This window comes from Desulfoconvexum algidum (genome assembly GCF_055382125.1).
Map to the genome: position 1 here is coordinate 2,579,794 of NZ_AP042394.1, position 12,990 is coordinate 2,592,783.

Here is a 12,990-nt window from a genome sequence, read left to right on the forward strand (position 1 = left end):
TGGAGCAAAGGGGTTGCGTCGTTCAACTTTTAACATAAGAACAACCCGAAAAGGGAAGGATTCTGTTGGAAAAAGTAAAGTCGTTTAATATCTCAAAACGTCAAGTTTGGGAAGCGTACAAATGCGTAAAAGCGAACCGTGGAGGTGCTGGGATAGATAATCAATCCATAGGTAATTTTGAAGAAGATATTTCCAATAACCTCTTCAAAATATGGAATCGGATGTCTTCCGGCAGTTATTTTCCTCCACCAGTTAAGCGTGTAGAGATACCAAAAGGGGATGGTCGAATGAGGCCCCTTGGTATACCGACTGTGGCAGATCGTGTTGCCCAAATGGTTGTGAAACAGTATCTTGAACCGCTACTGGAACCTCACTTTCACCCAGACTCGTATGGTTATAGGCCGAACAAGTCTGCATTGGATGCAGTGGGGCAAGCACGCAAAAGATGCTGGCGATATAATTGGGTATTAGATCTCGATGTCAAAGGATTTTTCGACAATATTAGTCATGAACTCCTGATGAGAGCATTAGTAAAGCATACCGACTGTCGCTGGATACTTCTGTATGTTGAACGGTGGCTTAAAGCCCCAGTTGCAATGTTGGACGGATCACTTGTTTACCCTGAAAAAGGAACTCCGCAAGGAGGAGTGGCTAGTCCTTTGTTGGCAAACTTATTTTTGCATTATGTGTTCGATAATTGGATGCAGCGGAAGTACTCTCATGTTCCCTTTGAGCGTTATGCCGATGATGCTGTTTGTCACTGCCGAACTGAATCTCAAGCCAACCAATTGAAGGCTGATTTGGAGGAACGGTTTGGTAATTGTGGATTGGAGCTTCACCCTGAAAAGACAAAAATAGTTTATTGCAAAGATGGGGATCGTAAAGGAGAATATCCTGTTATGAAATTTGATTTTTTGGGATATACATTTCGTTCCAGATTATCAAGGACTCGCAGGGGAAAATTCTTTGTAAGCTTCACGCCAGCGATAAGCAACAAGGCGGCAAAAGCAATCAGGCAGAAAGTACGTAGTTGGAACTGGCAGTTACGGCCAGGGGACACGCTTGAAGATTTGGCTCGAGAATGTAATTCGATAATTCGAGGCTGGATTAATTACTACGGGCGATTCAATCCTTCTGCAATGCTTGGGATTCTCGATCATATAAACTGGCGCTTGGTGCGTTGGGCAACCTGTAAATATAAGAAACTCAGGGGGCGTCAACGGAAGGCAACCAGATGGTTGAGGAAAATTGCTGAACATCAGCCGAATATTTTTGTCCATTGGAGTGTCTTGTATAAAAACGGCTGAGCGATAGGAGCCGTATGAGTCGAGAGATTCACGTACGGATCTGAGAGAGCCTGAGGGGGAAGTTCCCTTGGGCTACTCAACTGGGGGGGGGGGCGCCGGGTAACCGGTGCTTCTACCCGGAGAACCACAGGTATCATTTCTGGACATTCTTCCAGAGTGTTTTTTATATATAAAAAACATTTTGGCAGATCCTTGGAAAACAATTTCCGGGGCCTGGATGAAAATCCGGTTACTCTCCAATCAAGTTGAATATCAGGTCAAGGTTTTAATTCTACTTAAGTATGTATAAAAATTAATCTGGTGGCTTGGAAATTTGGCAAGATTCCATCAACTTTACCAATTAAGAAAAAGTTTACCTACAATTATTACATTTTTACTCATTTTATTATATTTATTTCTCAGCAAAAAATTACCCAAATAAAGCTTAAATGCTATAGTAGTGCTCTTTCCCGGTATATCTAAATGGTATAAATTTTGCAAGAAATGTAAGCATTCTTTTTTATTGTGAAATGAATTGTTTTGCGAATATTTATTGCGTAGCTTGGGTTAATACCCCGCCCCTTGGGGCGCAGTATTTAAGCCTGATACCCCGTCCGCTTGCGGCGGGGAGGGTTTCATTAAATGATCTGAAAATGAAAAGGAGCGAAAGATGATTGGAAGACAGCTACTAAAGTCTATCGTATTTACACTTATTTTTCTTATCACCTCCACAGTGGCCTTTGCTGACAATTCTGTTCAAGTCACAAGGGATGACAAAGGAGTCTGGTTTATTACCGGACCTGAGGAGGCCAGCAGGTATGAAATATTTGAAGCAATGGGATATGTTGTCGCAGAGGACAGACTCTGGCAAATGGAGCTTTATAAGCGCCAATCTCTGGGCAGGCTGTCTGAAATTTTCGGAGAAAGTCAGCTTGGAACTGATATGTATCTTCGCACCATCGGTTATTCTGAAGATGAACTCACCGAAGGGGTAAAAAACCTTGGTGAAACGAAAGAAGTTGTTGAGGGGTATGTCGCCGGTATCAATAGAAGAATCTCTGAGTTAAATGGGAATCCGGACCTGGTACCGGCTGAATTCCTGGCTTTGAAGGTGTATCCGATTGAAAGTTGGCGATGTGAAGATGTCCTTGCCTGGATTTCAATGCTTCAGAAGAACTTTGATCCAGAAGCACTGGATACGGCCCAGGTGGAAAATGCCGCCTTGTATCAGTTTCTGATCGGAACTTATGATCTTCAGGAGGGGGCGGGGATGTTCAATGACCTGAGATGGACAAACGACCCGGAAGCCCAGACTTATATCGTGGATAAAAACAAATCAAAACCGACCTCGCCAAAGGCAAAAAGAATCGTTTCAGCTCCACCATATGATGCTGAAACGATTACTGATACGGCAGACAAATTAAAAAAGACTCGGAAAAAGGTTAAAGATAAATTAAAAGAGATCAATGCCTTTGTCAAAATGGGAAGCTATGCATGGGTTGTGTCAGGGGATAAAACGAAAACCGGCAATCCCATAATCTATTCAGGCCCTCAAATGGGTTTTTCAGTTCCTTCAATCGTTACCGAAGGGTCAATCAGGGCCGGTGATTTGGAAGTTTCAGGGATGACCGTTCCGGGCATCCCGGGAATCATTATCGGCAGGACACCACACCATGCCTGGTCGATGCAGGTCGGCCATGCCCATACAACCGATTATTATTTTGAAACGCCAGAAAGTGTTGAGTTAAATCGTTTTGAAACCATCAAAGTAGCAGGTTCTGGCGATGTTACTATCCCGATATATAGAACTGTTAACGGCCCTGTTGTTTCTCCGATGCCTTACATTCCTGATACATATGACTCGACTAAGGGGCCCATCGTATCATGGAAATACTCCCAATGGGGGCATGAGTTTGATACCATCGGTGCTTTTCTTGAGCTGGGAGATGCTCAAAGTATGGATGAGTTTGGAGAGGGTATAGAAAAAATAGGTGTAAGTCAACATTTCTGTTATGCTGACAGGGACGGTAATATTGCATACTGGATGTCGGGGCGAAACCCGGTAAGGCCTGCCGGTGAATGGCGTCTGCCCCAGGGAGCGTTAAGTTCATTTGGCATACTACCCCTTGAATGGGACAGCGATGTCCTTGTCAAACGGTCTACGGCCAGGAACCCGAAAAGGGGATATTTTGGCGGATGGAACAACAAGACCCATCCAGACTATGACAATGCCTACAACAGCGTTTCAGACATATATGGCCCGTTTCACAGATCCCATGTAATCTATGATTATTTTGATAAAGCTTTCAAAAAAGGCCGACGTCTTTCTTTTGGGGATGTCAGGGATCTTGCCTTGAATATTGCGACGACCGACTCCTTTGGCGGAGGGGGAAATCCATGGAAATTTGTTGATGGGTATTTTACGGCAGCAGTTGAAGATGCCAATGAAAAAAAACCTGTAAAAGCCAGGAAGAAAGCGAGGAAGCTGCATTCAAAACGGGATGGGCATTTTGTGGCAGCAGTTGAAGATACCAATGATAAAAAATCTGTAAAAGCCAGGAAGAAAGCGCTGAAGCTGCTTTCAAAATGGGATGGGCATTTTGTGGCAGGCGGACTCTCTGAGTGGGCGGAAGGAGAGGACAGGTCTGATGCCTGGGTCCTGATGAATGAATGGATTGATGAAGTTTTGATATTGACCTTTAAAGATGAGATAGGTGTTGATCAATATGGTGAGCTCACACAGTCCAAACGGGTTCTTTTCAATGTTCTTGTGCATGGTCTGGCAGGAGCTGACTCAGGTATCGTCAATAATTATGACTGGTTTACTAATTCAGATCCGAACGCCACACAAACGGCAGAAGAGATCATTGTCGAAGCTCTTGATACTGTTTTAACCCGGTTAGGCGATCAACCATGGGGTATTGGCACAAGAGGCGAAATTGAATATAAGCATTCAATGTTCGGTACTATTCACAGCCATCCATTTTCATCCAGATCAACCTATGCACATTGTGTAGAATATGGAGAAGCAGGTCCTGTTCGGATTGAAAGTATGTTCCCTCTGGGTCAGTCTGGAAATATTCTGTTTAATTCAGATGGAAGCCTGAATTTTAATGAACATGTATTCAGTATGACTCCGGTTTTTGACAATTTTGTTTATAGGGGGTTCCCATTGTTTGACTAAAAACAAAATTTGATGAATTCAATCTTAAAGCAGAGTCAGAAATGGCTCTGCTTTTTTTATTTATATCCACCCCTTTGGTTTTTGAATTCAGGTTAAATTATATGAGTCAGAAGTACCATCAGAAGTCATTTTTCCAGATTCAAGTGTATAATATATAAAAAACACAGCGCCATTTAACTTTTTCAAAAAGAAAGACAGTCCCATCAGGCACACTTAATCTGGATACCTTGTCAGGCCTTTCTGTAATGACCATTCCTGAATCAAACAAAGATATGAACCAGATCTAAAATCGCTTTTGTATAAGCAGTTTTCTATTGAAGAGGTGGGGATACAGATTTCGTTTGCAATGAATCGGTTCTCGGGAATAGTGGTATTGATAATGATAAGGATACCAGTATTGAATCATCATGTACCAACAACAGTGCTTCCAGTGTCAACACACCAACATCAACCAAGGATAACAGAATAGAAACATCCAGTATTGATAATGATAGGGAGGTGAGCACTACTGACAGTTCCATGATAGATGAGATGGATATAGAAGTTCTTTCATATAAAGGGTTCTCCTATCCTGTAGCACTCTATAAGTCTCTGATAGATTTAACACTTAGTAAGACCTCTCTCTTGTATACCATAACTCATAGCCTACACAGCCCTCAGTACCAAGGGGTACAGCCTAAATCGGTACTTTTTTTACATCTACTTTGGATAAAGAAATTGTTGAGTCTTATGAATGCCAGAGCCAAGAAGGATGTGTTCATGAAAGAGGATAGACCCTTGGCAGACTTTGGGATAAAAAAGCTGGAGTTTGAAATTAAAATCAAAGACATGCACCGTGTATTCAATCGTGCTTCCAAAAAGTTTGATAAAGGTGGCAGGTTCTATGGGCCATATTACCAGGGGATGCCCAGCAAGTTCAGAAAGTCCATTCTCATTGATGGTAAAAAAACTGTTGAGTTGGATTATTCCGGTCTGCACATTCGGATGCTCTATCATGAGCTGGGATTAGAATTCAACGAGGACCCTTATGCCATAGGCGATGGTTCCCAGAGGGATGAATATAAACTGGTATCTCTGATCAGCATCAATGCCGCTAAACGAGGTTCCCATATTGCCGTCCGTGATGCCCTCAAAGATACTGGGTATGACACAGGAAAGGGAATTACACCTATTCGGCAGATGATGGATGATTTTAAGGCCCGCCATGCCCCTATAAAGGAGTTCTTGTTCTCGGGTGTTGGCATCGACCTGCAAAATAAGGATAGCAGGATTGTGATCAAGATTTTAATTCCGCCCCAAAATCCGGGAATGTACTTCCCCGGCCCGATTTAATTCAATCCATCTAATTCCCTTAAAAATAAATTTTTCAAAATTTAATTTCTTCCATATAATTCCATTTCGTACCCAACGATGTTTACATGGAGGGAATGATGGATCCGATACCTTGTCCCGGTTGCGATTCGTTTTTTGTGCCAAGAAATAAACTACAGATTTTTTGTACCGATCCGGATTGCCAAAGGACCAGAAAAGCCCTATGGCAAAAACAAAAATTGGTATGTGACCCGGAATACAAAAAAGATCAAAAATTGGCTAATCAGAAATGGCTTCAGAATAACCCCGATTACTGGACAAAATATCGTCAAATAAATCCGAAAAAAGCCGACAGGAACCGCTCTTTACAGAAAATCAGAAACTGTAAAATTCAAAAAAACAAGGTCCATTCCAAGGCATCAAGAACTATCGGTATTGCAAAGATGGACTCGAGCAAGTCCAGGAACCAAGGGCTTTTAGGCCAATATTGGCTTGTTCCCGTCGTTGCAAAGATGGACCCGGTAAAAATTTTTATCGCTACAGCCCCAGTCTGTTCGCCATAATTGCAAAGATGGACTCGAGGACTGGAGAAAAATTTTGTGTTACAGAGATCATGAACCCCATCAGGCCAGGAGGGCATCATGATAAGAAAAAAAGTGCTTATTCAAGACCGGATACGCCGTACCGGCAAGAGTTTTTGTTTTATCCCTCACCGTTTCCTTACAGACGGATTTTTACAATCATTGACCCGGCATGAGTTGGCATTATACCTGTTCCTTGTGTTGGCCTCAGACAAACATGGCCTTTCATATTACGGAGACAAAAGCATCTGCTCTAAACTGGGCCTTAAAGAACAAGACTATCTTTTTGCCCGCAGTTGCTTGATCCACAAAGACCTTATCGTTTATGACGGCACCCTGTTCCAGGTGCTTTCCCTGCCGAAAAGTGCCCATAAAATATAAGGAGGAGCAATGATTGACATGAGAATGATTTTTGAAATCCACCGGTTAAAAGATATGGGAATGTCCAATCGAGAAATCTCAAAAGCAATTGGCTGCAGCAGGAAAACGGTATCAAAGTATATCTCCAACCCAGAGTCGAAACCATCTAAAAGGAAAGCCCGGACGCTGAAACTGTCACCATACCACGACTATATCCGGGAAATAATAAACAGATATCCAAAGCTCAAAGCACCCGTTGTTTTACGTCAGATACAAAAAAAGGGTTTTGATGGCGAAATAAGCATTTTGAGGGATTTTCTGCGTAAAATCCGGGGACAGTCCTTAAAAAAGCAGGCGTATAGCCGATTTGAATCAGAACCCGGGCAACAAATGCAGGTTGACTGGGGGCATTTTGGGACCATCTCCTATGGAAAAACCAAAAGAAAGCTGTATGGGCTTGCCGTCATCGAATCCCACAGCAGGATGCTTTATGTTTCTTTTACCCATAGCCAGAAACAAGAAGCCCTTCATCAGGCTTTGTTTGATGCCTTTAAGTATTTTGGCGGCCCTCCGGAAGAACTTGTGGTGGATAACATGATCACAGCGGTGACTGAACGGACGGGCGCTCTGATACGTTTTAATGGCAATTTTCTTCATTTTTTACTCCCCCTTGGTATCAAGCCTGTGGCCTGCAATATCAGATCTCCCCATGAAAAAGGAAAAATTGAAAGAAGCATTCATTATATCCGGCACAATTTTTTGCCATTAAGAGAAATTAACAACCTGCCAGAACTCCAGTCCCAGGCTATGGAATGGTTAAACAATATTGCCAACACCAGGACACATAGTACGACAGGAGAAATCCCGGTAAAAAGACTTCAGAGATACCGACTTAAAAAGGGGAGCATTACCTGTTTCTCCCCAGAAATCTATGAAAATAGGAGGAAATTTTATAAATATTGGCAATAACTGCTGATAAAGCTTCTTCACGAAGAGTAGATCGATTAGACAACAACTGCGATCTGTAATATTGTACCATGGGTAATAGACCTTGATTTTTTAAAGGGAGGAAATCCCATGTTAGCAGAAATTCAAGCCACACCTATAGATTCAGAAAGCTGGAAATTAAACTTTTTATCATTCGTCAGTAATCGTTTGGATCAGATCGAAAAGGATGACTCAATGGAATCCATAACAGATATATCGAAAAGCCTTTTTACAAACCGTTCAGAAATAATGGGGCAAGCGGCTTTAGCAATCATCGAGAAAAAATATGGACATCTGCTTGAGCAACAATATTGTCAATGTCCGAAGTGCCATCAGCAAACTAAAGCTAAGTCCGAAAAAGTCAAACGTGACATTGATACGCTTGTTGGACCGGTGACTTTATATCGGCCTTATTTTTACTGTAAGCCCTGCGGCTTTGGATTTTATCCCTTGGATAATGTATTGGGGCTTTCTAATAGGAAAATACAGTCAGATATCCAAGAATTAGAGGCGTGGTTAGCAGCCGAAATGCCTTATGAAACATCCGTTGAAGCCCTTGAACGATGTGCGGGTATTAAAGTGAGTAACCACCATGCCCACGATGTTGTCAATGAAATTGCCGATGATATACATTTGCTGGATATTTGCCCTGATAAAGTCGAGATTCAGCATAAAATTGACGTACTTTCAGAAGGTAGATTTCGTCGTCCTGTTTTAATGATCGGTATAGACGGTGCCCATGCACCAACCCGTCGTGAACCAAGTCCAAGAAAGGGAAAAAGAGGTAAGGGCGAATGGAAAGAAGTTAAAGGTTTTCGCATATATCTGCTTGATAATAAAGATATGGTCCATTTAATCAGTTGGCATCAAATTAAAAGTGATAAAGAACTTGCGAACGATCTTTTAGAAATCAAGCAGGCCGGGTTGATTCCTGAAGACAAAGTCCGCATATGTTTTATTGGAGACGGTGCACCTTGGATTTGGAATCGAGCAAAGGAAATTTATCCTGATGCTAAAAAAGTATTGGATTATTATCATTGCAGCGAATACTTAAATGACTTGGCCAATGCTCAATACGGCAAAAGCAACCAGAAAGCACGGGAGTGGGTAGAGGCCACGCTTACTCGTCTTTTCCTGAACAAGGCAGATCGAATTATTTCCGGAATCAAACGAATGAAACCAAAATCAGATGCAGCCAAAGATCAAATTAAAAAAACCGTTCGATACCTCACCGAGCGTATAGAGATGATCAATTATGGCTCATTGAAGCGTGGAGGTTACCACATTGGCAGTGGTGGTATAGAAAGTTCAAATAAGTTTATCTCCAATGTCCGCCTCAAACGTTCAGGTGCTTGGTGGTATCCAACAAATGCAAATAATATTTTGAAGCTACGATGTGCAAAATACAATAAAACCTTCGATCGAATTATGGAAAACAGAACAAGACAGATTGAACAGGGTCGCATTCATAAACAACTACCTAAACTTCGTCTCATTGTAGACAATTCGTGAGAAACAGGTAATGCTCCCCTTAAAAAGTTTCCGTATCCTGCCCCGGATTACAGGGAAATACACTCCTTATATGTCCATAAAGATTTTTCCGTGAGATTTGACTCCAATACGTATAGTGTTCCGGTTTGGACGATTGGTAAAACTGTTGTTTTGAAAGCAAATCAGGAAAAAGTATGGATGTATTACAAAACCCGATGTATTGCCGTCCATGCTCGGTCCTGGGAAAAAAAACAAAGGATCGAACTCGAATCCCATAAATCACAACTTCATAAGCTTAGAAAAAGAAGGCTTGCTGACAAAAACGTTCTTGCCTTTTTGTCTTTGGGTCAAACGGCGCTGGATTATTTGAATGAACTTGAAAAAACAAGGTCTCCATTAAAAAAGGACATCATCCAGATAATGACCCTGAAAGACAAATATGGAGACAGTTCAATAATTATCGCCCTGAACAAAGCATTGGATCTAAAATTATATGGTGCGGGTTATATCCAGAATATTCTTTACCAGGAGATGACACCCAAAACCTGTCATCCACCTGTGAAACTGAAAAGTGATACTCTCAACGAGATAAGACTTTGCTCCCCAAACCTTGCAGAATATGATGCTCTGGTACTCAAAAAAAGGAAAAAGACATGAATACCATTATAGAAAAGTTCAAAACATTAAGGCTGAGAAATTGTGCCAAAAACATAGAAAGCATCATTGAACAGGCGAACCATAAAAACCTGTCTCCCCTTCAAGCCATTGAACGGTTAATCGACATTGAAATAGAAGAACGAGATAAAGCCAGGATGGTATTAAGGTTCAAGCAGTCCGGGCTTGATACAAAGGTCACCATTGATCAATTTGATTTTAATTATCACAAGTCCCGACAGGCTCAAAAAAGTATAATCTTAAACCTTATGGATCTTGAGTTTATTGAGAAGAAAAAAGATATCATCATGATTGGCAATCCTGGCACAGGAAAAAGTTATTTGGCTAAATGTATCGCCTTTGCTGCGACCCAGGCTGGAATAAAAACGCTTTTCACTACTGCCATGGATATGATCAATCATTTGATAGCAGCGGAAGCGGATCATAATCTGCTCAAAAAACTTAAATATTATCAATCACCGGATACTTTAGTCGTAGATGAAATTGGGTACCTTCCGCTTGGCCAACAGGGATCAAATCTGATTTTCCAGGTAATCAGTGCAAGGCATGAGAAAAAATCTACTATGATTACAACCAACTTACCATTTGCTCAATGGGGAAACATTTTTGACAGCACTACTGTTGCCACAGCGATTGCCGACCGTCTTGTGTACAACTCTGATATCCTTGTATTGGAGGGCCCAAGCTATAGAAAGAGGAATTAATCGAAAAAAATAAAAACTGAAAAACTGGTAATTTTTTAACCGGCATATAAGACCTCTTGATCGTTTTTTTTAGTATCAAAATGGATAGGTACGTCCTAACTCAGGTGTGGGGCATTTTAGAATCCTGGTTTTGGGGCAAAAACAAATTCCTGATCACAAGCAGGATCATGGAATCTATTTTGATGAAACTCCATGAACAAGGAATTGTGGGCTTATGCATACATGATAGCGCCATTGTGGAAGAACAACATGCGGGCCTGCTAAAGGAAATTATGGTCCAGGTTTATGAAGAAGAGATGAATTTTAGCCCAAAGTTGAAAATAGCGAGTTGATGGCCAGCGATAATTAAAAATGATGTTCGTCGGTATGTGTGTTGCTGTGACGGTTGGTTTTTTTTGGATCACATTTTTTTTAAATTATTTTTGCTACTCACATATTTTTCTGATAGGTGTTGAGCAGTATTGTATCGATTCTGTTTTAATGACAAACAAAAGAAAATTTATAATTCATTGTTGTCCATATGGCCATATGATGAGCTAATATCTATCATATTGGTGGTAACCATTCAAAGGGGAGTGATAATGAAAACAAAGATTCTTCTCAAACTTCAGGATCTCTTCAATAAACGCCCTGAAAAAATTCATTTTGCTTTTAAAGAAAATCCTGATGGCTATGCGAAGGTGAGTCTTGCTTGGCGTTACGGATCATTATTGAGTTTTTGGATCCATGCCATTTTTCTCGTAATCTTTTACTTCATCAATGTGCATGAAATGGTATACTTTAACATAATTAGTATGTTAATTTTTCTCATTGGTATTTTTCTATTGCGAAGTGGTTTTTTTTATACATTTTTGTCTTTAGCTATGGCTGAAATTGTTACCCATGCAATTTTCGCAAGTTATTATGTGGGCTGGGATTCTGGATATAGTTATTATATTTTTGTGGTTCTATTAGGTTTGTTCCTTAACCCCTTGAACAGAAATTTCCTCGATATCTTCATCAAATTATCAGGGACTGTAATATCTATCTCATCATTGTTTTTAGGCTGGGTCTATTTGCATTCAGCTGTGCCAGTTTATGTCCAATCTATCGAAGTCATGACTTTTATTCAGGGCTCTAATCTAATAATGTTTAGTTCAGGGATCAGTTTACTTGCATTGACATTTGGAGTTTTTGTTGTAAAAGCCGAAAAGTTAATGCAAAACGAAAAAATTAAGGTCCAAAAAGCCTACAGCCTTCTCTCAATATATGTTCCACCTCAATTAACAGAAACAATATTAGATGGACAGATAGATTCAATTTGGGAACATAATAGAAAAAAATTGACCTTATTTTTTTCCGATATAAAAGATTTTACTATGATAACAGATGCTTTAGAGCCAGAGGATATGGCAACTTTGTTGAATGAATATCTTACAGAAATGAATAAAATTATTAATAAATATCAAGGCACTCTCGCCCAGGTAATCGGTGATGGGTTGTATGTGTTTTTTGGGGCTCCAAGCGAAACAAATGACAAGGACCACGCTATCAGATGTTTAAAAATGGCAATTGATATGCAATCAAAAATGAAAGAATTAAGCAAAAAATGGTTTGATGCTGGAATTGAAGAGGAGTTGCAAATCAGGTGCGGTATTAACACTGGGATGGCTACTGTAGGTGGATATGGATCTTCTGAAAGAAAAGAGTATACAGCCATGGGAATGCAAGTGAATATTGCTGCTCGACTTGAGAGTGCTTGTAACCCAGGACTTATTCTGATTAGCCATTCAACATGGGCATTAGTAAAGGAAGATATTCCATGTACTGCGCAGGGCCAAATTGAAATAAAAGGATATCACCGCCCCCTAAAGGTATATGAAGTTGATCCAGCTCAAGCGAATTAAAGGTTGTAACCCTCCCAAAGAATAGTACCAATATAAAAACACACAGCCGCACCTAACCCTTCCCAACCAGAACTTAAAGGCTTTCATAGATTTAATTCCATGCGTATGAGCGCCATATAAAGCATGCCATTTAAGAGGCTAAATCTTGCATTTAAGAGCCATGGGATTTGATGACACGAAAGCTATTTCAAAAGTGTGAATCGGCCTAAAATAGAATGAATTCAGTAGTATAATAGAATATAATAGTGTTTATCCAATCAGTCCTATACCAGTATTCATTCAACACAGCACCCAATACAGTTTCAATGAAGTAGATCTAACAGGATTAATCAAAAAAAAATATAACATTGAACTCGTCAGCACAGGACTTGTTTGCAAAGATTCAGTTCTCGGGAATAGTGGTAATATCATAGAAGATAAAGGGAATAGTATTGATCGCCCTACATTAACAAGCACTTTTCCAGTATTAATGAAGATAGAGAGACAGACACGGATTTAGCAGTTAATGCGACAAAATTTTATTTC

Annotated in this window: 10 protein-coding genes and 1 pseudogene; all 11 read left to right on the forward strand. The window is 40.5% G+C overall.

What is annotated here, in order from left to right:
* The first annotated feature begins 65 nt into the window (after nucleotides 1-65).
* Nucleotides 66-1,307: a group II intron reverse transcriptase/maturase gene (gene ltrA / locus ACZ45G_RS11860; RefSeq protein ID WP_464172888.1), complete on the forward strand. Its 1,242-nt coding sequence runs from the start codon at nucleotides 66-68 to the stop codon at nucleotides 1,305-1,307.
* 649 nt (nucleotides 1,308-1,956) lie between these two features.
* Nucleotides 1,957-4,470: a penicillin acylase family protein gene (locus tag ACZ45G_RS11865; protein WP_464178331.1), complete on the forward strand. Its 2,514-nt coding sequence runs from the start codon at nucleotides 1,957-1,959 to the stop codon at nucleotides 4,468-4,470.
* Between the two features lie 759 nt (nucleotides 4,471-5,229).
* The gene (locus ACZ45G_RS11870; RefSeq protein ID WP_464178333.1) at nucleotides 5,230-5,802 is read left to right on the forward strand and encodes a hypothetical protein; all 573 of its coding nucleotides are present in this window, start codon (nucleotides 5,230-5,232) and stop codon (nucleotides 5,800-5,802) included.
* A gap of 95 nt (nucleotides 5,803-5,897) precedes the next feature.
* Nucleotides 5,898-6,344 carry a hypothetical protein gene (locus tag ACZ45G_RS11875; RefSeq protein ID WP_464178335.1) on the forward strand — a complete coding sequence of 149 codons (447 nt, stop codon included), beginning with the start codon at nucleotides 5,898-5,900 and terminating at the stop codon, nucleotides 6,342-6,344.
* Between the two features lie 78 nt (nucleotides 6,345-6,422).
* A complete protein-coding gene (locus ACZ45G_RS11880; protein WP_464171865.1) occupies nucleotides 6,423-6,743 on the forward strand; it encodes a hypothetical protein in 321 nt (106 codons plus the stop codon).
* Between the two features lie 9 nt (nucleotides 6,744-6,752).
* Nucleotides 6,753-7,691: an IS21 family transposase gene (istA, locus tag ACZ45G_RS11885; protein ID WP_464178337.1), complete on the forward strand. Its 939-nt coding sequence runs from the start codon at nucleotides 6,753-6,755 to the stop codon at nucleotides 7,689-7,691.
* A gap of 213 nt (nucleotides 7,692-7,904) precedes the next feature.
* Complete coding sequence (locus ACZ45G_RS11890; protein ID WP_464179935.1) at nucleotides 7,905-9,221, forward strand: ISKra4 family transposase; 1,317 nt, start codon at nucleotides 7,905-7,907, stop codon at nucleotides 9,219-9,221.
* Nucleotides 9,222-9,263: 42 nt separating this feature from the next.
* A pseudogene (locus ACZ45G_RS11895) lies at nucleotides 9,264-9,857 on the forward strand (Mu transposase domain-containing protein); the annotation flags it as partial.
* On the forward strand, nucleotides 9,854-10,579 hold the full coding sequence (gene istB / locus ACZ45G_RS11900) for an IS21-like element helper ATPase IstB (RefSeq protein WP_464172781.1): 726 nt from the start codon (nucleotides 9,854-9,856) through the stop codon (nucleotides 10,577-10,579). The pseudogene ACZ45G_RS11895 and the gene istB, both read left to right, overlap by 4 nt.
* Nucleotides 10,580-10,746: 167 nt before the next feature.
* Nucleotides 10,747-10,911, forward strand: coding sequence for a hypothetical protein (locus ACZ45G_RS11905; protein ID WP_464178339.1), 165 nt, complete (start codon nucleotides 10,747-10,749; stop codon nucleotides 10,909-10,911).
* Between the two features lie 249 nt (nucleotides 10,912-11,160).
* Nucleotides 11,161-12,465: an adenylate/guanylate cyclase domain-containing protein gene (locus tag ACZ45G_RS11910; protein ID WP_464178341.1), complete on the forward strand. Its 1,305-nt coding sequence runs from the start codon at nucleotides 11,161-11,163 to the stop codon at nucleotides 12,463-12,465.
* Nucleotides 12,466-12,990: the final 525 nt, after the last annotated feature.

Bases quoted from the DNA above. Each gene is read 5' to 3' on its own strand.
- ACZ45G_RS11870 (WP_464178333.1), top strand. From the start codon at position 5,230: ATGAAAGAGGATAGACCCTTGGCAGACTTTGGGATAAAAAAGCTGGAG.
- ACZ45G_RS11905 (WP_464178339.1), top strand. From the start codon at position 10,747: ATGGAATCTATTTTGATGAAACTCCATGAACAAGGAATTGTGGGCTTA.
- ACZ45G_RS11910 (WP_464178341.1), top strand. From the start codon at position 11,161: ATGAAAACAAAGATTCTTCTCAAACTTCAGGATCTCTTCAATAAACGC.
- ACZ45G_RS11890 (WP_464179935.1), top strand. From the start codon at position 7,905: ATGGAATCCATAACAGATATATCGAAAAGCCTTTTTACAAACCGTTCA.
- istA (WP_464178337.1), top strand. From the start codon at position 6,753: ATGATTGACATGAGAATGATTTTTGAAATCCACCGGTTAAAAGATATG.
- istB (WP_464172781.1), top strand. From the start codon at position 9,854: ATGAATACCATTATAGAAAAGTTCAAAACATTAAGGCTGAGAAATTGT.
- ACZ45G_RS11880 (WP_464171865.1), top strand. From the start codon at position 6,423: ATGATAAGAAAAAAAGTGCTTATTCAAGACCGGATACGCCGTACCGGC.
- ACZ45G_RS11875 (WP_464178335.1), top strand. From the start codon at position 5,898: ATGATGGATCCGATACCTTGTCCCGGTTGCGATTCGTTTTTTGTGCCA.
- ACZ45G_RS11865 (WP_464178331.1), top strand. From the start codon at position 1,957: ATGATTGGAAGACAGCTACTAAAGTCTATCGTATTTACACTTATTTTT.